Below are 21,821 nucleotides of genomic sequence, written 5' to 3'. Positions count from 1 at the left end.
TGATGTATTAATTTAATAACTAAAATTACTTCAAAATAGTACTATAAATAGTCTATTTTTTGTTTTTTTGCATATGAAAAATTTTTGTGGGGCACTTCTTATTGGTTTTGTAGTTCTAGGTCTTAAGGCTCAAGAAGTTGTACTGCCTAGTGATTTTAGGCAGCTAAATCTTACAGAGTATAATGGGAGTCTCATAAACCCTGCATATAGTTTAGATCGCAATAATCCATCATCTGTTGCTTTATGGGCAAGATGGCAATGGCAAGCATACGATGCCGACCCAACTTCATTATTCTTAAATTACACTACGCGATTAAATGAAGTTTCTGCTGCAGGTGCAGGTTTTTTTCAGCATAATACTGGTATTTTTTTAAATACAGGGGCAGTTTTAAACTATGCATATAACATTGAGTTAAGTGAAAAGGTGTTTTTAGGTGTCGGACTTAATTTATTTGCATTTCAACAAAAGCTTGCTGATGAACGTTTTTTTGTTCCAAACCCCATTCAAACTTCAATTACGAATGATTTTATTGTGCAAATGGCGCCTGGTATAAATTTGAGCATAGATAGATTTAACATTGGTTTGGTTTCAGAAAATTTATTTGATTATAACTTCAGTAAAAACGAACGAAATTCTAGTCCCGATGAACGTATGTTTTTAGCATTGGCTAGTTATGATTTTCCACTTTCAATCCTAAGTACAGATAATAGTTCCATTTTAAGACCATCAATATATTATAAGACCATTCCTGGATTGGATAATCAAGTTGGTTTAACATCATTACTAACTACTAATAAATATTGGGCCCAAGCGGGTTACAATAGTTTTTATGGATTTTCAGGAGGATTAGGTGGACGTTTTTTTAAACGATTATCTATAGGAGCATTGATTGAAGTGGGTACTAGTGCTGACATAAAAGGGCAGGATCCTTCTTTTGAATTTGTAACCTCATACAAGTTAGGAACAATAGAGACGCCTGAAGAAAAGCTTGAAGAACAATTAATAGCGGAAGAGGAAAAAAGAAAAGAAGAAAGCTTAATTGTTAAACCAGACCTAGAGGAAGGTGTAGTATCTCAAGAATTAACTAAAGAAGAAGAAATGGCCATTAAACGTGAGGCCAAAAAACAAGAACGTTTAGCGCTTATAGAATCTAACAGGATAAATGATTCTATAGTTGAAGCATCAAGACAAACAGACCTTGCTGTAAAAGAGTCTAAAAGAGATATTAGAAGAAAACGAGATTCTATTACTAATGCAAAAGCAGAGCAAGCTTTGGCGGCTTCTAGAGCTTTACAGCAACAAAGAAAACAAGATTCAATAGCTATAGTAATTAGGAAGGAAGAAGAAGCAGTTGCACTTGTTCAAAAACAAAGACAAGACTCTATTGCTCAGAGTGAGGTGCTATTGGCTGAAGCTGAGAAGCAGAAAGCAGAATTTGCTGCAAGAAATGAGATTGTTAAGCCTAAAGCTGGGGAAAAGTATGAAGAGGTTACTAAAGAAGGGTCTTTATCACCAGGGTATTATTTGATAGCCAATGTCTTTGGAACGAAAAAGTACTTAGATGCATTTTTGGTGGATATGAAGAAAAAAGGTATTGAAGCAAAATCTTTTTATAGAGAATTGAATAAATACAATTATGTATACCTTGCTAAATACAATTCTATAAAAGAAGCTAGAGAGGCCAGAGATTCTAACCTAGGTGGAAAATACAAAGAGAAGATTTGGATATTTAGAGTAACTGGTGAGTAATAATAGATTAATCACAATTATTTCATTAATCTATTATAGTTAAATAGATAGGCGTAAGTTTATTTGAGTTCTCTTTTAATAAGAACATCTAAATAGGTAACCGTATTTAAAAGATATTTTCGGTCTTTTGTTAGGGTAGCCATGGCAATAGAACCTTGTATTATTGTAAATAATTGTTTTGAGAATTGTAATGGCGTGACCGGAAGTTTAAACTCACCATTATTGATACCGCTTTCGAAAATCAAGGCGATTTTACCTTCAATCTCTTTTATAGTTTCTTTAGCCGCTGCGGCTAACAATCTATTGTTATGTTGGGCATCTATGCCAACATTTAAAATAGGGCAGCCACCCATGGTCAATGTGAATATGTCGTATTTCTTATAAAACTCAATAAGATTTTCAATCTTTTTCATCGCTTTTCCTTCTACGGACAAATGTTCATCAATAGCTGTTAATAGGAGATTGCGATTATATTCGAAAGCAGATAAAGCAAGAGCCTCTTTATTTTCAAAATTACCATAAAGCGCACCCTTGGTTAAATTGGTCGCTTCTGTTAAATCGCTCATGCTTGTGCCTACGTAGCCGTGCTTATTGAAAACAGGTGCAACAGTCTCAATAATATAAGCGGTAGTTCTTTCGGCTTTAGTTGACATTTTGCGACTGTTTTATGCGAATATAAAAAATCTATACTGTATGGTATATATTGTTGATAAAAAAAAGCGTCCTTATTAAAAATAAGAACGCTTTTTTACATTTTTAAGTGATTAAACCATGATATCTTCTTGATTTCTAAAAACCAAAGCATTGTCAAAGGCATCTAGCAATACAACACTATCAGCTTTTATCTCGCCACTTAAAAGTGATTTAGACATATTATTCAAAACTTCTTTTTGTATTGTTCGTTTTACGGGTCTTGCCCCAAATTGAGGGTCAAAACCTTTTTCGGCCAAATAAGCTATAGCTTCTTCGGTAGCCTCTAAGGTAATCTGTTGCTTCATCAACATTTTCTTTAGCGATTCTAATTGAAGTCTTACGATTTCCTTAATATTCTTTTTGGTTAAGGGAGTAAACATAACAATGTCATCAATTCTATTGATAAATTCTGGGCGTACAGTATTCTTCAATAAACCAAGAACTTCTTCTCTTGCAGTTTCAGTAGCACTAGGGATATCTTTTGAGTTTTCAAATGTATCCTGTATAATTTGGCTACCCATGTTGCTCGTCATAATAATGATGGTATTCTTAAAGTCCGCAACTCTACCTTTATTATCAGTCAGTCTACCTTCGTCTAGAACCTGCAACAAAATATTGAATGTGTCAGGATGCGCCTTTTCTATTTCGTCTAAGAGTACCACAGAATATGGTCTTCTTCTCACGGCTTCAGTCAATTGACCACCCTCATCGTAACCAATGTATCCTGGAGGAGCACCAACCAATCTGCTCACTGCATGTCTCTCTTGATATTCGCTCATATCTATACGTGTCATGGCGTTTTCATCATCAAAAAGATAGGATGCAAGCGTTTTTGCTAGTTCAGTTTTACCAACTCCGGTAGTACCAAGAAACAAGAAGGAGCCTATTGGTTTTTTTGCATCCTGTAATCCGGCTCGACTTCTTCGAATAGCGTCAGAAACTGCTTGAATAGCTTCTTCCTGACCAACCACCCGTCTGTGCAATACTTCCTCAAGTTTCAACAATTTCTCCCGCTCACTTTGTAACATTTTATTCACAGGAATTCCTGTCCATTTTGCTACTACCTCTGCAATGTCCTCGCTAGTAACTTCTTCTTTAATTAGGGTTCCAGAGTGTTGCTGTGCTGCTAAATCATCTTGTAATTTTGTCAGATTTTCCTGCGCCTCTTTAATTTTTCCATATCTAATTTCAGCTACCTTACCATAGTCGCCATTACGTTCAGCCCTTTCTGCTTCTGCTTTAAAATTTTCAATATCTAACTTAGTTTGTTGAATATTATCTACAACTGTTTTTTCACTTTCCCATTGAGCGTAAATCTCATTACGCTCTTCTTTCACATTAGCTAGATCTAAGTTTAAGATTTTAAGTTTTTGCTTATCATCTTCCCTTTTAATTGCTTCAATTTCAATTTCCAATTGCATTATCTTTCGGTCAAGAACGTCTAACTCCTCTGGTTTGGAGTTGATTTCCATTCTAAGTTTAGATGCAGCCTCATCCATTAGGTCAATTGCCTTATCGGGTAAAAACCTATTTGTAATATACCGTTGAGATAACTCTACAGCAGCAATTACAGCTTCATCTTTGATGCGTACCTTGTGATGAGCTTCATACTTTTCTTTAATACCTCTTAGAATAGATATTGCACTTTCGGTATCTGGTTGGTCAACTATAACTTTTTGGAATCTTCTTTCCAATGCCTTATCCTTCTCAAAATACTTTTGGTATTCATCTAAAGTTGTAGCCCCAATAGATCTTAATTCTCCTCTAGCTAATGCTGGTTTTAGAATATTAGCGGCATCCATAGCACCTTGACCACCACCGGCACCAATTAACGTATGAATTTCGTCAATAAACAGAATGATGTTGCCATCTGCACTAACAACCTCTTTAATTACGGATTTTAATCTTTCCTCAAATTCACCCTTGTATTTAGCGCCAGCAATTAGAGCACCCATATCTAAAGAGTAAATAACTTTATCTTTAAGGTTCTCGGGTATATCGCCTTGAATAATTCTATGGGCAAGACCTTCAACGATTGCAGTTTTACCTACACCTGGTTCACCAACTAAAATTGGATTATTTTTAGTTCTTCTTGATAATATCTGAAGTATTCTTCTTATTTCTTCATCGCGACCAATTACGGGGTCCAATTTACCGCTATCGGCTAGTTCATTTAGATTTTTCGCATATTTCTGTAGAGAATTGTACGTTTCTTCAGCACTTTGTGAAGTAACCTTATCTCCTTTTCGCAATTCTTCTATAGCTGCTTTAAGATGTTTTTCTGTGACCCCTTGGTCTTTTAATATTTGAGCTATTTTGCTTTTAGATTTTAATACAGCCAAGAATAAATGCTCTAGAGAAACAAACTCATCACCCATATCTTTGGCAATTATGCTAGCTTCATTGAGAGTTTTGCCCGCTTCTCTTGAAAATTGCAATTCACCACCTTCCACTTTTGGAAAACTAGTAAGTTCCTTTTCCAATATTTGTTGTACCAGATTAAAATTGACGCCTAATTTTTTAAGTAAAAAAGGCATTACATTTTCTTCTACTTCGGTAAGTGCTTTAAAAACATGTTCATTTTCTATTTGTTGATGACCCATTTCTTGGGCAATCAACTGGGCTTTTTGAATTGCCTCCTGTGATTTTATAGTGAAATTATTTATATTCATTTTCTCTAGTTTTAGTTATTTGTAATACTTTTGAAAGGTAATGTTCAAGAATCTTACCAAATACAATGGCAAGACAAAATGACTTGAATTAGAGCGAATTGAATGACAATTAGTCAGATAGCGGTTTGCTTAATGGCAATATTAAATTAATGAATTTATGGGAATATTTAGTGGAATATTTGGAGAATCTAAGGACGGTGATGGAAAGGATGTTTCTGAAATTCCGTGGAAGCCTTTAATTACAATAGCACAGTTAGAGGAGATTAAGAACCAATCAAGCGCAAGGCCTCAGGTTATTTTTAAACATTCTACTTCTTGTGGTATTAGTAGAATGGTACTAAATATGTTTAAAAGTAGCTATGGATTAGACGAAGGTCAGATGGATTTCTATTTTTTAGATTTACTGGCTAATAGAAATGTTTCACATGAAGTGGCCTCGTTATTTGGGGTGGTTCACCAATCGCCCCAATTATTGATAATTAAAAACGGGGTAGTGGTAGTACATGATTCTCACGGATCAATTTCGGATATTAAATTAGAACAGTACGTATAAAAAAAGCCCCGTTTTTACGGGGCTTTTTGTTAGTTGAAACTTTGATTATTCAAAATATTCTTAAGGTTGTTCTTTAAATCTTCTCCGGCATCATATACCATCTGTTCATTGCTGGGGAATGGAACCCTTGCTAATTGTAGAAGAGAAACCAAATCATTATCTAGAGCTCTTTTATCGCCATTATAGTTGGCATAAATATGCTCAAATACAAATTGACTCGATAATGGATATTGATTTATTTTCTGTTGTTTTTTTAAATCTATAAAATTTACCACTCCTGTAACTTGAGCACTCTTAAATTGAGTGAACTGATAGAAATCACATTTTACAGTTTTAAACTTGTCAACTTTTATGCTATTTCCTAAACTATCGGAAACTACATTGCCATTTTGGTCCTCAACAAAACTATAGCCATCCTTAATCTGACACTCTTTACTTATCTGCTTCTCGCTAATTTGTTCAGGAGAAATGTTGATGTCTTGAAAAGAAACCTCCATTTGGTAATCATAGATTTGATTTTGAATTCTATTGGTATGGTATTCTGTCCAATGATTATTTAATCCATAGGTATTCAAATTTAATAGTTCATCCTCTAATCTTCTTGGGATTACCTTATCGGTGTTGTTGGTCATTTCTACAATAACATAATCTAAACCTTTCTGGTATGCTTCATCAATTTTAGCAACAACGTTTTTATAATTAGGGTTTAGCTCCTGTAAATATTTTAAATCACTAAAAGCAATTCTATAATCAGTTTTATAATTAGCATTGTCTAATAAAGTCGTTGCCTTGTTATAAAGGAATTCAGATAAATTTAGCTTGGCGGCAATTAATTCGTCGTCATAATTCTTAAAGTTGAATTGTGCCTTTCTATTTTCATCTTGAATATATAAAGGTAACAACGGCCGAATACTTTCTTGAACCAATTTAAGTCGGTCGTAAGTATTGAAAATTTCTTCGAAATTTGCAGGGTTACCATCTTTTTTAAGAAATTTAATATGCTGAAGCTCCCTTTCGGTATGCTTACGATAACCTTCTTCAAGAAGTACAATGTACGTCTGATTGCTTTTTTTTGTCTTATTTTCTGCAATATTTACAACAGCTTTGTTAATAGCAGCCATGTAATTACCAGAATTTAGAGCCTCCTGTGTTTTCTTAACCCCGCTACATGATAGTAGTAGGCCTATAAAACCAACTAGTAGAAATTTTTTCATGTCTAATATTTTTAGAATTTAATTAAGCTATTTCAACAGCCGTGCCATAAAAGGCTTTTATCATAACGTATAGGGTTAAGGAATAGTATATTTTCGGTAAGATGCACAATTGATTACTGAAAAATTTTCATGAATAGGGTTGTAGTTATTAACTTATTTTAATAAATAAGTTATGTGTTTGTTCATTTTTTTATTTCATTAAGTACTCTTATTTGTATTTTTGCATCTTATTTAAAAGAAATAGCAACATGCAACGCGACACCACGATTTTTAATCTTATTGAAGAAGAGAGACAACGTCAGATTAACGGAATTGAATTAATCGCTTCTGAAAATTTTACAAGTCCGCAGGTAATGGAAGCGCAGGGTTCTGTACTTACCAATAAATATGCTGAAGGCTACCCAGGTAAGCGTTATTATGGTGGTTGCGAAGTGGTTGATAAAGTTGAACAATTGGCTATTGATAGAGCTAAGGAACTTTTCGGTGCTGCCTATGCAAATGTTCAGCCGCATTCTGGTTCGCAAGCTAATGCTGCGGTGTATCATGCATGTTTACAGCCTGGAGATAAGATCTTAGGTTTTGATTTGTCTCATGGTGGACACTTAACTCATGGTTCTCCGGTAAATTTTTCTGGAAGATTATATAATCCTGTGTTTTATGGTGTAGACCAAGAAACAGGTAGATTAGATTATGATAAGATTCAAGAAATAGCGACTAATGAACAGCCTAAGTTGATAATTGCCGGGGCCTCTGCATATTCGCGAGATATGGATTTTGAACGTTTTCGTAAAATTGCCGATAGTGTAAATGCTATTCTACTTGCTGACATTTCTCACCCAGCAGGTTTAATTGCAAAAGGCCTAATGAACAATCCAATTCCTCATTGTCATATTGTAACAACAACAACACATAAAACATTAAGAGGCCCGAGAGGTGGTTTAATATTGATGGGGACTGATTTCGAGAACCCATTTGGTATTAAATTGAAAAATGGAAATCTAAGAAAAATGTCAGCTTTATTAGATTTAGCTGTTTTTCCAGGAAATCAAGGAGGTCCTTTAGAGCATGTTATAGCAGGTAAGGCAATTGCTTTTGGTGAAGCGTTAACAGACTCTTACGGCTCATATATATTACAAGTGAAAAAGAATGCTGATGCTATGGCAAAAGCATTTGTAAAAAGAGGATATGATATTATATCTGGCGGTACTGATAATCATATGATGCTTATTGACCTAAGAAATAAAGATATTTCAGGTAAAGATGCTGAGAAAGCATTGGTGCTTGCTGATATTACTGCAAATAAGAATATGGTGCCTTTTGATGATAAATCTCCGTTTGTAACTTCGGGCATACGTTTTGGAACCGCTGCTATTACTACTAGAGGACTGGTTGAAAGTGATATGGAAAAAGTAGTTGAGTTTATTGATCAGGTTATAACTAACCCAGAAAATGACATTGTTATCTCCGAAGTGAAGGGTAAAGTGAATGAAATGATGAATACTAGGCCAATTTTTAACGCCTAGTATTTATTTAAGGTTTTATTCAGATAAAAATTCTAGATTACCTGTAACGTAGGTATTTCTTTGTACATCAAAAATAGAAGCTTCATCTTCTTTGTCTAAGTAAATGCCCCAATATTCACTGTAAGATTTCGGAAGTATATTCGACTGATTATCGTCAAACTCAAGGTTATCTATACTATCCTCAAATATGGGAATAAAAATTTCATAAGGTTTTTGCGTAAGACCCTTTGTTAAGAAGATATAGTTGCAAGCAATTTGCTTTAATATGTCATTGAATTGTGATGCTATACTATTATCGTAAATACGTTTTATTACAATGCTGGTATCATTCAAGAATATGGTGAGCTCTTCGATATCAATATTACAGTTATTTCTCGAATTTAAGATTTCTAAATTACACAGTAGTGGCGAACCATTTTTACTACTTGTGCCCCATCTACCAGTATTGAAATTAGTGAATAATTCTAACAATTCTATATTGCAGTTCACTTCTAATACTAGGTGTACGGAATTGAGCGTGCAGCTTTTGCGTTTTAATTTTATGTTAGAAAAATAATGAAACTCTAACGATTTTAGAAATTCATCTATTCCAGTAATCTCTTTAGTGTAGTCTAAATTTATTAATGATTTTTTAATAAAATCGTCGATATTAAAATGCATGCAAGGCTGGTATTAAAAATTTTCTTTTGATAAAGATACTTTTAACCATATTTATTTCACCTTAGGAAAACCTTATAAATTTGGAGGATATTATTATAAAACAATAGAAATATTTTTAACTAACTGATATTCAATTAATTATAATATTAGTAGGTTTTAAAGGAATCCACGGGTTTTAGCCTCATTAATTAGGGCTAAATCATTTCCATTTTTAATATCGAAAAGTGCTTTTAGTTGTCTTTTTCTTGCCTCAACAGTTGTGTTGGCTGAGCCTATTAATGGTGCAATGTCTCTAGTATGAATACCTTGTGAAAGATGATACAGAATCTTTTGATCTTGCTCATCAATAACAATATCACTAGCCATTCTACGTCTAATAGCAGCTAAGGCACTTGCGGTATAGTACGGAGATTTGTTCATGATGGTTTCTACCATGGTTTTTAGAGACATTTCATCTATCTCAGATTTAACCATATATCCATCAGGATTTACTGTTTTAAAAATATTATTAATTCTATAATTATCGCTGTAAGAAGACATGAAAACAACCTTAGAGTTAGGTACTTCATTTCTAGCAACAATACCTAAATCGATACCTGTTCTTGGGTCTTTAGATTCTGGTGAAAATAACTGAATATCTAAAAGAATGATGTCATAAGGTATGGCTCGCTTTGATAGTTCAATCTTACTTTTACCTTTTTCAAAACTTTTGGCTATTTCAACTTTCACGTTAAAATCAGTAAAATCAGAATCCTCAAGAATATATTTATATCCCAAAGTGGTCATTTCATGATCATCTACCGCTAAAATTCGTACAGTATTCATTTCTATATTTAGATTCTATTGTAATTTACTAAACGTATTTAAGATGCGTATTATTATCAGAAGAATTAATCAAATTCTTTTTAACCGGTATTTGTAACGAAATTGTTGTGCCTTTACCTTCTACTGATTCTACGTGATACGTACCATTCAGTTTGTTTATCCTAGAAGTTATGTTTCTGATACCGATACCTTTTTTTCCTTTATTTATATTAAAACCACGACCATTATCATTCATTATTACGTTAAAGACGTCGTCAGTTCTGTAGAATGTAATCTCGAAAATAGTACAATTCGCGTGTTTTATGGCATTTTGAAATGTCTCTTGAATAATACGATACACATTAATTTTGATAGTACCTTCTAAACTATCCCAGCTTTCGTCTTCATTGTAATTAAATATGGTTTTAATATTTTTATTTCCGCCAGATAATAATGATTCGATTGAGTCAGTGAAATTATTGATTTTTTGATATGCACTGTGGCTTAACTCATGCGAAATGGATCGTATTTCGTGTTCTATTTCTTGTAAAGAACCAAGGGCCTTTGACTTTTCTTGAATAGCTTCCTCTGTAGCTCTTTTATTTAGGCCGGTCAAAACCATACGTGCGCCTAACATTTTACCTAAAACACCGTCGTGCAGTTCTTCTGATATTCTTTTCTGTTCTAAACGTTTAACCTCTTCAACTTTTTGTTTTTGCATCAACATTAAATTGAAAATTTCTTGATTATTGGCTTGCTGTTGTTGGTCAAAACGAAGCTTTTGATTTTTAGCGCGTTGATTAATAATAATATAGATAGAGAGCCCCAATAAAAAGAAACCGGCTGCGATACCAATCCAAATTTGTTTTTGTTTAGAGAGTATTTCTTTCTCGCCCTCTAGTTCTACATTTTCAGCGATAAATTCATCAGTTTCAAAACGAATACGTGCAAATTTATCTTGTAATTTTCGTTCTTCTTTTTGAAGACTGTCACTAAGTTTAATATATTTTTGAAAGTACTTAGCTGCTTCTTTTTTCTCTAATTTCGCTAAAAATTCCCAAGCCATAAGTAATCTTTCATTATTTTGACTTTTTTCAGATAGCTCTTCAGCTATTTCTGCATTGCCAATTGCGGTCAATGTATCGTTGGCATATGCTTTGTATTCAGCATAGCTTAAATATGATGACGCCAAGCTAGCGGTCATGTTTTCTCTGCTTTTTATTTCTATAGCATCTAAAAGTAGCTTATTGACTCCTAAAGTATCATTATCGTGCAATTTGCTTGATGCCAAATTGCTCAAAGCTTTGGCATAGAGATCTGGGTTTTTTAATTCTAAACTATCCGTTTCTAAAACAGTCTTAAAATTTTGTATTGCTTTTTTGTATTGTTTATTTTCTCTAAAGACCACACCAATATTATTTATAATCGTTGCTTCTAGTTTTTTGTCATAAGGTTCTTGTTTTAAATAATATAACGCTTGGTTGTAATAGGTTTGAGATTTCTCAACTTCACCCAAACCGCCTAAAGTGATACCTAGAACATTATAACTAAGATATAGATAGAAATTATCATTTAAGGGTTTAAAGCGTTCAATTGCCTTGGTTATGGTAGTTTCGCTACCCACATAATCTTTAATGTCTGTTTGTATTTTGGCCATGTTCCAATACATTCTACCAGAAAGTTGTTTCTCATTAATGGTCTCAAATACTTTTTGTGCTTCCGAATAGGAAGAGTAGGCACTATCCTTTACTGAATATCTATTAAAAAAAAGTGCTAAATCCCAATACCTATTTCCTATTGATAACGAATCGTTTTCTTTTAGGTTCAGGGAAATCGCTTGTTTATTGATTTTTCGAAATAAAGCACTATCAGCCGTTGCGTATAAATTTTCTGAAAGGGTTGAAAAATATTGTGCTTTTAAGGAGTCGGAGGGGCTATTTAATGCAAATTGATAGGCTTTATTTAAAACCGATAATTTTTGTAACTCTGTAGATTGGGGGTTTTTACTCTCTTTGATATATATACGAATACTATCAGTTGAAATTGCAATAGATGAATCAACTTGTGTAGGTTCAGTATCTGAACAACTACAGCATAATTGTACTAGAATTAAAAATGAAAAATATCGTTTAATCAAAAAATTATTTTTTTAAATTTCATAAAAACCAAGATATAAAAAAAGCCTTCAACATGATAGTTAAAGGCCTTTTTTATATAAGATTAATTTAATCTAGCTTATTAGCGTTTTCCCATGTCTTGGTGGTACATCAGAAGAACAATCATCACAAGCTAAGGCTTTAGAGATATCATTCATGAAATCAAACTCACTAGCAGTGTTTTCTATTACGAAAGTTGCCATACCTAATGCCATTACTGCTACTGCTAAAATACTTGTTACTTTTTTCATATTCTGTGTGTTTTAGGGGTTTTTGGTTTATTATACTGCCAAAGTACTATGGTTACATGAGTAGATAAAGGAAATAGTTATCCCTTAAGTAAGTGACTTAGTTCTGCTAGTATATGAACCAATTGTGAGAGAATTCTTTAATTTTGTGAAGAAAATGTATTCTTTGAGAGGATATTTTTAAGACTATCCATGTTTTCTCGGTATGTTTTTGAAAATGGAATGTGTTCATTTACCATTTTTAAAGCACATATCGATTTGCCGAAATTTATTCTAGAGACATAAGTAGTATTTACAATATAACTTTGGTGTATACGCATAAAATTGCCAGGTAGCGCATTTTCAAAAGTCTTTAGAGTTTTAAAGGCATTTGTAATTGTACCGTCTTTCATATAGAATTCGGTAGTATTATTATCTGCCTTCAAGTATAGAATATCATTGGTATTCAGGTATTGGAAGTCGTTGTACGATTTTAAGCAAAGCGTAACAGGTGCTTTTTCTTTTGGCATTCTTTTTTTAAGCTTTAATAATGACTTACGTATATCGAACTCATTGTAAGGCTGAAGCCAGTAATCAAAAAAACCATTTTTAATAGCATCATAGGCATAATCTTTAGTAGAAGCGATGCCAATTAATATAGGAAGTTGGTTCGTGTATTGATGAATCTCCATCACCATTAGAAAAATGGCTGAATAGTCATTATTAAGATTTATAAAAACAATATCTGGAGTGTATTTCAGAATATCGTTTAAACCATCAGAAGGATTGGTCGTTGTGTTTATGCAATCAAAGTCACCATATTCATCCAAAAAAGCATGTAACTGCAAATTTGAAACTGCATCAGAATCAATTATGGTGTACGTATAATCCAAAAGATATAGTGTCTACTACGAATTTAGATATAGAGCAAACAACTCACGTCAAGAATGTCCTTATAAAAACGGAGGAGTTTGTTATAAAATGCCTATTCACGGGCCATTTGAAGGAAAAGTCTGTCAAATAACAACTCGAAATTGGCATTATTCTTTTTCTATAGCTTGAAAGGCACCTAAATCGGGGGCAGGTATTCTTTGTGTTCCTAGGATATCTAGAGGGCTATAATTAGCAGCATCTAAATCTCCCTTATCGATAATATCTGAGTCTAAACCAATTCTAAAATCATTCTTTGTTGTTAGAAAATAATCTACTTCGCCATTCAATATGATGTCAGAATATAATTCTGATTTTGTAAAATCATATAGATTATTCAATGGTGAAGACGAATCGTTTTGTGAGTATTTAATAAAACAGTTTAAAAAATTAAAATTGAAGCTATTCTGATTATCTGATATTAAGCTTATCTCATTTTGGCGCTTACCATCAATAATACAATTCTTGAAGTCAGCTTTAACAAGGTCAAAACCAATTTCTTGGCTGTCATTCTTTATTTCTAATGCGGTATTATACCTAAACCCACTATTCCAATAGTTTGCAATCGTTGAGTGTATAAAAGTATAATTACCCCCATTTTCTATCAATAAGGATGAGCTACCTGCACCACCTAAAACTAGATTTGAAGCCTCTAATTTGGCATTTTTTGCCCATAAATTATATCTAGTATTATTATAAATCTGGCTATTTTCAATGATTAACGTAGATTCAATGTCGTTTGATAATCCTTCAACAAATAAACCTATTTCCCCATTTTTAATGGTTAGATGGTTAATAGCGTTATTTGTACTTCCGGCAGTAATCCATAAAGCTCCCCACTGGCCTGGGGTTTCTGCAAATTCAGGCTCAAGTCGGTCACCTTCAAAAATGACCTCACCTTCTAATGCTACACTATCTTTACTTAATGTACCATTTACTATTAATTTAGCGCCATCTTTCACATATATACCTGAATTTTTATGAAAGTGAATTCGTGCTCCAGCTTCAATTATCAATTCTTTTTCATCAGGTATTATTGCATAACCGTATATAACAAAGGGTTTATTATTGGTAAAGTATAGCTCTTCATCTTTAAGTTCGAAACCAGATATATCGATAGGGTTTCCTGCTTCATCCCTATATAGATTTATGGTTTCAGATTCAATTTCAGAATTATCTTTTGGGTAAAGGAAAATAGCATCTTTGGCCAGCGTAACCAACTCTACCGATTGCTGAAATGGCTCTTTGTCAAATTGAATAGCATCGGTATATAGTAGTTCTTTTATAGAACCATCAATGATACTTATGGTTGTTTCAATTAAAATAAATAGACTGTCCTGGGCATAAATTGGAATATCATTAAATTGTTTACCGGCAACACCATCAACATTTAGTCTATAAAAGCTTTCAGGGCCATTTTTAAGGGATATATTGGGGATTATGATATCATCTTTGGTGTCATTAAATACTTTAAGTGTATAGGTGCTACTACCTATACTAGCGAACACAGTGTCTAAATAAACCGTGTCTTTTGAAAAAGACAAATTACCATTGCTAGGTGCGTATTCGAAATCTTTTCTACACGAAGTACTCCATAAGATACAGAGTAGAATTGAGAAGGCGATTAGTATTCGATTTCGCACGTATAGGTTGTTTAAATAAAATCAATTAAAGAAATATTTCTTTGATTTCTTCTGGTATTCGAACTGGTCTATAGCTTTCGCTATTAAGAAGAACCCATTCGGTACTAGCGTGCACTAATAGTTTTTTTGAAATACCATGATGCATTTCAACAATTCTAACTGATTTTGCCCCAGAACTTGATTCAATAAAAGTACTTATTATGATTGGGTCATTTAGTACTGCTGCATTTTTATATTCTATATGATGACTAAGAACAACCCAAATTACTTCCTCTTGCATTTGCGAAGAAGCTTTAGCTTGCCAATGTTCTTTAGAAATATCTTGAATCCATTGTACGTAACGTACATTATTAACATGGTTTAAATCATCAAGATCGTCTGCAGAAACTATAATTTCTTTCTTAAATCCGTTCATTTTATTTTTTCTGGATTTGTACTTCAAACATTTTATTCCAAAATTTTCCTGTCACAAAAAATGTCTGACTCTTTTTATTATAGGCAATACCGTTTAAAACGTAATTTAACTCATCCCAATTTTCTGTTTTGGTAATTAAATTGCTTAATCCACTGAAATTAATAACTCCTTCAATTGCCCCAGTTTTACTGTCAATTATCATTGCACTTGGCTTTTGGTACACATTAGCATATAATTTTCCATCTACAAATTCAAGTTCATTTGCCGAATTAAATACAGAAGAGTTGGTAACGGTTTCAATGTAACCTTCCTCCATCATGGTATCCGGATTTAAAAACCATATTTTTTCAGTGCCATCACTTTTAAATATTTTTTTACCGTCATTAGTTAATCCCCATCCTTCACGACTTTTACCATATTGAAAGTTATCTAATTTTTTAAAGGTATCTAAGTCATAAATAAAGCCCAATCCGCTTTTCCACGTAAGCTGGTAAATTCTATTGTTTAGAATGGTAATACCTTCGCCAAAATAGCTTTTGTCTAAATCTATCTGTTTGTATACCTCCCCGGTTTTATAATTTAATTTTCTTAAAAAGGATTGTCCATTTTTTCCAGTGCTTTCATATAATGTATCATTATGAAATTCTAAACCTTGTGTATAGGCTTCAGTATCATGAGGATATTCATTAATAATCTTGTAGGTATATATTTCTGGAGCTTTCTCTGATAAAACCTTTAGGTTCTTGTTAATTTCAACTGTTTCGCCTTCAAACGTAATTTTAGCAGTTAAAACTTTATTGCCCAATGTTGGTACGTTAATAATTAGTTTATTATTGTTTAGTGGAATTTCTACACCATCTATACTATAAATTACACGTTCAATCTCTTTTTGTTTTTTATTATTGATGCTAATACCTACTTCTTTATTTTGATTTACCTGCTTTGCATTTTCAGCTAAATTTATTTCAAAGAGGGAGGAAGCTTTTTGATTTCCACTACCACAAGCAATGAAAAGACTGGGAATTAGAACAATACAAATTAATTTAACTATTCTCATTAAGAAAAAGGTATTTAAGATTATGTGTTGATTATTAACAAGAAGTATTCATGGTTCTTGACAGGCAATTTAATTCATAAAAATTAGAAAGTAAAAGGATTGGGAAAGATTTAAAAGATTGTATATTTGCAACTGGCAAGTCCTACACGACCAGCTCCTGTAGAATCCCCCAGGGCGGGAACGCAGCAAGGGTATATGGTCGTAGCGGTGCGATGTAGGTAGCTTGCCTTTTTTTGTGCCTTAAATTGAAATTATCTAAATAAAGGTAACACATTCATAACCAATTCAATGTATAGTTTAGCATCGCTTATTTTTCTTTAAAATGAAAACAAAAGTAGTTCTAATTACAGGTGGGTCTTCGGGTATTGGAAAAGCAATAGGCTTACATCTTAAAGAAAAAGGGTATAAAGTTTATGGTACTACACGTAGTACCTTGAAATATCCTTCATTTTCAGACTTTCCACTTTTAGAAATGGATGTTCGTAATGTAGAGACCATAAAATCTTGTGTAGCCTCATTGCTTGAAAAAGAATCTCGAATAGATGTTCTTGTGAACAATGCTGGTATTGGCATTACTGGGCCAATGGAAGAAACTCCACATGAAGAAGTACTTAAAGCATTTGCTACTAATTTTAATGGACCATTAAGTGTAATAAACGAAGTATTGCCTATCATGCGAAAGCAAAAAGAAGGGTTGATAATTAATATTACTTCTATAGCCGGTTATATGGGATTACCTTATAGAGGAATTTATTCAGCTTCGAAAGCTGCCCTTGAATTAGTGACAGAGAGTTATCGGATGGAAACCAAAACATTTGGTGTAAAGTTCACTACGTTGGCACCTGGTGATTTTGCAACGAATATTGCGTCTGGTAGGTATCACACTCCAGTTTATGAGAATTCTCCTTATAAGAAAATGTACAAAAACACGCTAGATGCTATTGATTCAGATGTTGACGGTGGAGGAGACCCAATAGAAGTAGGTAAAAAAATAGCAAAGATTATTGAAACTAAAAACCCAAAACCTCACTATCAGGTTGGTTCTTTCATTCAGAAATTTTCGTTAACACTTAAGAGTATATTGCCAGGTCTCTGGTTTGAAAAGATGTTAGAAAATCACAGTTCTTAATACATATTGCATTTAAAAAAATGCAAATCTTAGTTTTATCAATTGTAATAGATATTAGAGAAGCCATCTACGATAATACCATTATCTGTGATTATCGCTTTATTCATTGGGTATAATACAAGTTTCTCTGTTAATTCTTTAAAATTATTGCTTTGATACTGCAGAGAAGTATCTACTTGAAGGGTTTTTAGTATTACTTTCCAATCATTGTAATCGGTCTTTATATTAATACCGATTAGTTCATGGTCTGGTCTTTTTTCTTTTAATTCAGCTACCCTTTTAAAAATTTCTTGATACTGCTTCTTGTTAGAACCTGACCAAAAGTAAAATAGTACTTTTTTACCTTTCGCAATCTCGTTCAATGTTTTGTTTTCATTGTCAAATGATACAACAGTTAAGTTCGGTATCATTTTAGAAGGCTGAAGATTTGCGATACCTAGATAAAGGTTTTCTATTTCTTCAATATGCATATTGTTTTTAGAAACATTCTTAAACTCTTTTAAGAAAATTTCTGTGTTTTCTTGTGCGTCTTTTCTCTTGAGTAAATAATCGAAGGCAACATTTCTAAATAAATTGTCCCTCAATTCTTTGTCGATTACCAAACTATCAATTAAATGTAATTTATGCTTATTAAAATGCAAATGTTTGCCAGTACCTGAGTTTCCATCGTTACAATCATTTACACAAGACATGTATGATAAATTTCCAAAATGGGCCTTCATAAAATCATAGTATGGTCTTAAGTAGGTAAGGTGCTGATTATTATAATTTAACTCACTTCGGTAAGAATAAAAATTCTTTGGTAAATCATGTAAATTTTCTTCTGTAGTTTTTCTCTTATGTTGAAAAGGATATATCTCTTTATATCGGTTATACGTATAGTCAATACTGCCTTTTAATAATTCATAACCACCATCAGACATTGTGGTTTCTGATTTCATTTCATTTAAATGACTGAGCTTATCGTCTCTAAGCGATTTTATTTTATCTAAAAAATAATTTGGTTCTAACTCATAATATTCAGTATACATGGCAGAATCTTCCTCTTCGGCAGCTAAAAATAATTCTAGTAAAAAATTATTTATTTCCTCGTTACTTCCAGAAAAAACTAACGACTCATCAAAATAGCTGGTATTAAGCCTAACCATTAAACTATCTCCTTTTTCTAAATAAACATATTGATATTCTGGAGATAAATTAAAATGATAAAGACCATTTTCAATAGTAGGTAAATCGAACTTAAATCTGTTTTTCTCATCAAGTTGTGCAGAATCAATTTTTTGTCTGCCTTTCATCAAGATAACTTGAGTACTTGTAGGATTAACAATTTCACCGGCAAAAAGCACCGTATCTGAATCTTTTTTGGCCGTTGAGCAACCTACTATGAGTACTATGAATGTTGAGAGTAGAATTCTTGTCATATAGAATTAGAGACTGGATACCTTTCAAAAATAACAAACCTTATCACCAGTTGTTGTTAATAGCTAGTTAAATGTTATAGAGCATACTCTTAAAAATCATTGTGTGAAATTGATGGCAAACAAGGCAGTAAAAGCTAATAAATTCAGTATTTTTGCACGGATTTTTAAAATTTTGTTACTATGTTATCTGTATCTAATCTATCTGTTCAATTTGGAAAAAGAATTTTATTCGATGAAGTGAATGTTGCTTTCACACAGGGCAATTGTTATGGTATTATTGGTGCCAATGGTGCTGGTAAATCTACGTTCTTGAAAATACTTGCTGGTCAAATAGACCCAACTTCTGGTCATGTTCATTTAGAGCCGGGTAAAAGGATGTCCATATTAGAGCAAAATCATAATTCTGCAGATACTTTTACCGTACTTGAAACGGTAGTAATGGGTAATAAACCTCTTTATGAGATTAAAAAGGAAATAGATGCCCTTTATGCAGATTATGACGATAAGAATGCAGATAGAATAGGGGAGTTGCAAGTAAAATTCGAAGAAATGAATGGTTGGAATGCAGATAGTAGTGCTGCAGCCTTGCTTTCTAATCTTGGTATTAGTGCAGACTTGCATTTTACACTTATGTCTGAAGTTGATTCTAAATTAAAAGTACGTGTGCTACTAGCTCAAGCGTTATTCGGTAACCCTGATGTTTTGATTATGGATGAACCTACCAACGATTTGGATTATGAAACAATAAGTTGGTTAGAAAACTTCTTAGCAGATTATGAAAACACGGTTATTGTTGTAAGTCATGACCGTCACTTTTTAGATACCGTATGTACAGATATAGGTGACATCGACTTTGGCAAACTGAATCTATATTCTGGTAATTATACGTTTTGGTATGAAAGTAGCCAGTTGGCTGCCCGCCAACGCGCACAACAGAATAAGAAGTCAGAAGAGAAAGCAAAAGAATTGCAAGAGTTTATTGCACGTTTTAGTGCTAACGTTGCAAAAAGTAAGCAGGCAACTTCTCGTAAAAAAATGCTTTCTAAATTAAAGGTTGATGATATTAAACCTTCTAGCCGTAGATATCCTGCAATTATCTTCGACAGAGATCGTGAGGCAGGTGATCAGATATTAAATGTAGAGGGACTTTCTGCTTCGACTGATGATGGAGAGGTTCTTTTTGATAATGTTAATATCAATTTAGCTAAAGGAGATAAAATCGCTATGATTTCTAGAGATTCTAGAGCGACTTCAGCTTTTTATGAAATCATCAACGGTAATAGAAAAGCTGATAAAGGTACTTTTCAATGGGGTGTAACCACAACACAATCTTATTTACCTGCAGATAACTCTGATTTCTTTACCGATAATATCAACTTGGTAGACTGGTTGCGTCAATATGCAAAAACAGAAGAAGAGCGAGAAGAGGTATACATTAGAGGATTTTTAGGTAAAATGCTTTTTAGTGGCGAAGAGGCACTTAAAAAGTGTACGGTACTTTCCGGAGGCGAAAAAGTTCGATGTATGTTAAGTAGAATGATGTTAATGCGTGCGAACGTTTTAATGTTAGATGAGCCAACGAACCATTTAGACCTTGAAAGTATTACAGCATTCAACAATTCTCTTAAGAATTTTAAAGGAACTTTACTGCTAACAACACATGATCACGAGTTTGCACAGACGGTGGCAAATAGAATCATAGAATTAACTCCTAAAGGCAACATTGACAGGTATTCAACGTTTGATGAGTATATGTCTGACAAGACATTAAAAGAGCAGCGTAATAAGATGTACGCTGAAAAAGCATAGAATAGATTAACCCAAATCGATGTTTTATGAAAACCTACAATATTGTGGCCTATTTTATTATGGCCCTTAGTTTCGTTGCATGCGAAAAATCATCAGAAGAAAGTACTGAAGAAATCGCTATTGAAGCACCTACAAATTATACCGTCTTTTTAAGTAGTAGTAATAATTTGAACGCAGTTGTTCTTGGTACACCGAATGATGAATTAATTGTGAAAAATTCAGTTGCCTCTTTCTCCGAGATTCCTTCTGAATATGTAAAATTTCGTGATTCAGATGAAATCAGCTTTTATTATACCAGTAACTGTCAAGCTAACATAGAATTATATAATGCTGCGAATTATACAACTAACTCGTTTCAAGTTTTTCAGGATTTAGACCCATGTGCAATAGAAGTTACTGCAATTACCCATACGGCAGAGTTAATTTTTATAGCGTACGAAAGAGAGCTTCTGGGGAAAGATATGCAAAATGTAGTAAGGATTATCTCATTAAATAACAGTGGCGAAAACCATATAGATATTTCACTAGATAAAAAGCCGGTCGACTTGATTACTTCTTCAAACAGATTATTTGTTCTAACCTTAAATGAATTTGTTACAGATGAGTATCATCTTTCGGTATTTGATTTAAATACTACTCAACAAATTGTAGAGTTAGATTTAGGGTATAATGCCTTAAAGCTATTTAAGAATAATTCTGAACAAGTATTAATAAGCTACCCAGAATTGCATACTACTTTAGACCCAATTTCTTTAGATAAAACATATACTACTTATAGCGAAAATACAGCGCCAGATTTTATAACCACTAAAGATTCATTTTTAGATTCTAGTGGTAAAATGTATTTTCAAAAGGCAATGCTAAATACTGAGATAGATATGGTTCCGGCTATTTATGACTTCCAAACAAATAATACAGTTGTTTATTTATTTGAGAATTTTCTAACCGAATCTGATATAAATGTAAAATATAGAATTGCTACTACAACCTCTATTGGTTACGATGAGCAAAATAATTATATGCTCATTGGTTATCAAAAGAAAGGCGAAGTGAACAAAGGTGGAATCTTAAGAATAACACCTGCGCCAGATTTCAAAATAATCGACAATATAGATTTAGATGGGGTTCCACAGACTATTTTCGTGAATTGATAGAATAAAGTTGT

18 protein-coding genes and 1 other RNA gene are annotated in these 21,821 nt (G+C 33.0%); 7 read left to right on the top strand and 12 right to left on the bottom strand.

All coding sequences use genetic code 11. The features are described 5' to 3' along the window. Positions 1-73 precede the first annotated feature (73 nt). Positions 74-1,750, top strand: a complete 1,677-nt coding sequence (locus tag B5X55_RS15630) for a PorP/SprF family type IX secretion system membrane protein (protein ID WP_079513562.1) — start codon at positions 74-76, stop codon at positions 1,748-1,750. Positions 1,751-1,809: 59 nt separating this feature from the next. Here B5X55_RS15630 and B5X55_RS15625 read toward each other — a convergent pair whose 3' ends face one another. Both B5X55_RS15625 and clpB read right to left on the bottom strand, forming a co-directional pair. Then, positions 1,810-2,403, bottom strand: coding sequence for a TetR/AcrR family transcriptional regulator (locus B5X55_RS15625; protein ID WP_079513560.1), 594 nt, complete (start codon positions 2,401-2,403; stop codon positions 1,810-1,812). Between the two features lie 111 nt (positions 2,404-2,514). Beyond that, positions 2,515-5,115, bottom strand: coding sequence for an ATP-dependent chaperone ClpB (gene clpB, locus B5X55_RS15620; protein ID WP_079513558.1), 2,601 nt, complete (start codon positions 5,113-5,115; stop codon positions 2,515-2,517). Positions 5,116-5,272: 157 nt separating this feature from the next. Between clpB and ytxJ the strand changes: the two genes are divergently transcribed. After that, positions 5,273-5,668: a bacillithiol system redox-active protein YtxJ gene (gene ytxJ, locus B5X55_RS15615; protein WP_079513556.1), complete on the top strand. Its 396-nt coding sequence runs from the start codon at positions 5,273-5,275 to the stop codon at positions 5,666-5,668. Between the two features lie 29 nt (positions 5,669-5,697). Here the strand turns inward: ytxJ and B5X55_RS15610 are convergent, their stop codons facing one another. Beyond that, entirely contained in the window at positions 5,698-6,882 is a 1,185-nt protein-coding gene (locus tag B5X55_RS15610) for a hypothetical protein (RefSeq protein WP_079513555.1), read from the bottom strand. A gap of 248 nt (positions 6,883-7,130) precedes the next feature. Here B5X55_RS15610 and glyA point away from each other — a divergent pair, with 248 nt between their 5' ends. After that, on the top strand, positions 7,131-8,405 hold the full coding sequence (glyA, locus tag B5X55_RS15605; RefSeq protein ID WP_079513554.1) for a serine hydroxymethyltransferase: 1,275 nt from the start codon (positions 7,131-7,133) through the stop codon (positions 8,403-8,405). A gap of 15 nt (positions 8,406-8,420) precedes the next feature. On the opposite strand, the gene B5X55_RS15600 is transcribed toward glyA, so the two are convergent. From B5X55_RS15600 to B5X55_RS15570, 8 genes are all read right to left on the bottom strand, one after another. Beyond that, on the bottom strand, positions 8,421-9,065 hold the full coding sequence (locus tag B5X55_RS15600; RefSeq protein ID WP_079513553.1) for a hypothetical protein: 645 nt from the start codon (positions 9,063-9,065) through the stop codon (positions 8,421-8,423). Between the two features lie 156 nt (positions 9,066-9,221). After that, positions 9,222-9,890, bottom strand: coding sequence for a response regulator (locus tag B5X55_RS15595; RefSeq protein ID WP_079513552.1), 669 nt, complete (start codon positions 9,888-9,890; stop codon positions 9,222-9,224). A 28-nt stretch (positions 9,891-9,918) separates the two neighbouring features. After that, the gene (locus B5X55_RS15590) at positions 9,919-12,006 is read right to left on the bottom strand and encodes a tetratricopeptide repeat-containing sensor histidine kinase (protein WP_079513551.1); all 2,088 of its coding nucleotides are present in this window, start codon (positions 12,004-12,006) and stop codon (positions 9,919-9,921) included. A 93-nt stretch (positions 12,007-12,099) separates the two neighbouring features. After that, the gene (locus B5X55_RS18820; protein WP_159447559.1) at positions 12,100-12,276 is read right to left on the bottom strand and encodes a hypothetical protein; all 177 of its coding nucleotides are present in this window, start codon (positions 12,274-12,276) and stop codon (positions 12,100-12,102) included. Between the two features lie 137 nt (positions 12,277-12,413). Then, positions 12,414-13,145: a LytR/AlgR family response regulator transcription factor gene (locus tag B5X55_RS15585; RefSeq protein WP_079513550.1), complete on the bottom strand. Its 732-nt coding sequence runs from the start codon at positions 13,143-13,145 to the stop codon at positions 12,414-12,416. A 147-nt stretch (positions 13,146-13,292) separates the two neighbouring features. After that, positions 13,293-14,825, bottom strand: a complete 1,533-nt coding sequence (locus B5X55_RS15580) for a hypothetical protein (RefSeq protein ID WP_079513549.1) — start codon at positions 14,823-14,825, stop codon at positions 13,293-13,295. 25 nt (positions 14,826-14,850) lie between these two features. Then, positions 14,851-15,240 carry an acyl-CoA thioesterase gene (locus tag B5X55_RS15575; protein ID WP_079513643.1) on the bottom strand — a complete coding sequence of 130 codons (390 nt, stop codon included), beginning with the start codon at positions 15,238-15,240 and terminating at the stop codon, positions 14,851-14,853. Between the two features lies 1 nt (position 15,241). Next, positions 15,242-16,297 (bottom strand): glutaminyl-peptide cyclotransferase, encoded by a 1,056-nt coding sequence (locus tag B5X55_RS15570; protein ID WP_079513548.1) that lies wholly within the window; start codon positions 16,295-16,297, stop codon positions 15,242-15,244. 133 nt (positions 16,298-16,430) lie between these two features. Between B5X55_RS15570 and ffs the strand changes: the two genes are divergently transcribed. Continuing rightward, positions 16,431-16,529, top strand: an RNA gene (ffs, locus tag B5X55_RS15565) — signal recognition particle sRNA small type. 90 nt (positions 16,530-16,619) lie between these two features. Then, positions 16,620-17,426 carry an SDR family oxidoreductase gene (locus B5X55_RS15560; RefSeq protein ID WP_079513547.1) on the top strand — a complete coding sequence of 269 codons (807 nt, stop codon included), beginning with the start codon at positions 16,620-16,622 and terminating at the stop codon, positions 17,424-17,426. A gap of 38 nt (positions 17,427-17,464) precedes the next feature. On the opposite strand, the gene B5X55_RS15555 is transcribed toward B5X55_RS15560, so the two are convergent. Beyond that, positions 17,465-18,847 carry a TlpA family protein disulfide reductase gene (locus B5X55_RS15555; protein WP_079513546.1) on the bottom strand — a complete coding sequence of 461 codons (1,383 nt, stop codon included), beginning with the start codon at positions 18,845-18,847 and terminating at the stop codon, positions 17,465-17,467. A gap of 180 nt (positions 18,848-19,027) precedes the next feature. Here B5X55_RS15555 and B5X55_RS15550 point away from each other — a divergent pair, with 180 nt between their 5' ends. Together B5X55_RS15550 and B5X55_RS15545 are read left to right on the top strand one after the other, a co-directional pair. Continuing rightward, on the top strand, positions 19,028-20,656 hold the full coding sequence (locus B5X55_RS15550; protein ID WP_079513545.1) for an ABC-F family ATP-binding cassette domain-containing protein: 1,629 nt from the start codon (positions 19,028-19,030) through the stop codon (positions 20,654-20,656). A gap of 26 nt (positions 20,657-20,682) precedes the next feature. Continuing rightward, positions 20,683-21,807 (top strand): hypothetical protein, encoded by a 1,125-nt coding sequence (locus tag B5X55_RS15545; protein ID WP_079513544.1) that lies wholly within the window; start codon positions 20,683-20,685, stop codon positions 21,805-21,807. Positions 21,808-21,821: the final 14 nt, after the last annotated feature.

The organism is Maribacter arcticus (genome assembly GCF_900167935.1).
Taxonomy (GTDB): domain Bacteria; phylum Bacteroidota; class Bacteroidia; order Flavobacteriales; family Flavobacteriaceae; genus Maribacter; species Maribacter arcticus.
This window is presented reverse-complemented; position numbering and strand designations above follow the sequence as displayed.

What these genes read in the sequence shown, in the direction of transcription:
- B5X55_RS15570 (WP_079513548.1), bottom strand. Translation starts at nt 16,297, where the DNA reads ATGAGAATAGTTAAATTAATTTGTATTGTTCTAATTCCCAGTCTTTTC.
- B5X55_RS15630 (WP_079513562.1), top strand. Translation starts at nt 74, where the DNA reads ATGAAAAATTTTTGTGGGGCACTTCTTATTGGTTTTGTAGTTCTAGGT.
- clpB (WP_079513558.1), bottom strand. Translation starts at nt 5,115, where the DNA reads ATGAATATAAATAATTTCACTATAAAATCACAGGAGGCAATTCAAAAA.
- B5X55_RS18820 (WP_159447559.1), bottom strand. Translation starts at nt 12,276, where the DNA reads ATGAAAAAAGTAACAAGTATTTTAGCAGTAGCAGTAATGGCATTAGGT.
- B5X55_RS15595 (WP_079513552.1), bottom strand. Translation starts at nt 9,890, where the DNA reads ATGAATACTGTACGAATTTTAGCGGTAGATGATCATGAAATGACCACT.
- B5X55_RS15550 (WP_079513545.1), top strand. Translation starts at nt 19,028, where the DNA reads ATGTTATCTGTATCTAATCTATCTGTTCAATTTGGAAAAAGAATTTTA.
- B5X55_RS15575 (WP_079513643.1), bottom strand. Translation starts at nt 15,240, where the DNA reads ATGAACGGATTTAAGAAAGAAATTATAGTTTCTGCAGACGATCTTGAT.
- B5X55_RS15560 (WP_079513547.1), top strand. Translation starts at nt 16,620, where the DNA reads ATGAAAACAAAAGTAGTTCTAATTACAGGTGGGTCTTCGGGTATTGGA.
- B5X55_RS15555 (WP_079513546.1), bottom strand. Translation starts at nt 18,847, where the DNA reads ATGACAAGAATTCTACTCTCAACATTCATAGTACTCATAGTAGGTTGC.
- glyA (WP_079513554.1), top strand. Translation starts at nt 7,131, where the DNA reads ATGCAACGCGACACCACGATTTTTAATCTTATTGAAGAAGAGAGACAA.
- B5X55_RS15625 (WP_079513560.1), bottom strand. Translation starts at nt 2,403, where the DNA reads ATGTCAACTAAAGCCGAAAGAACTACCGCTTATATTATTGAGACTGTT.
- ytxJ (WP_079513556.1), top strand. Translation starts at nt 5,273, where the DNA reads ATGGGAATATTTAGTGGAATATTTGGAGAATCTAAGGACGGTGATGGA.
- B5X55_RS15600 (WP_079513553.1), bottom strand. Translation starts at nt 9,065, where the DNA reads ATGCATTTTAATATCGACGATTTTATTAAAAAATCATTAATAAATTTA.
- B5X55_RS15610 (WP_079513555.1), bottom strand. Translation starts at nt 6,882, where the DNA reads ATGAAAAAATTTCTACTAGTTGGTTTTATAGGCCTACTACTATCATGT.
- B5X55_RS15545 (WP_079513544.1), top strand. Translation starts at nt 20,683, where the DNA reads ATGAAAACCTACAATATTGTGGCCTATTTTATTATGGCCCTTAGTTTC.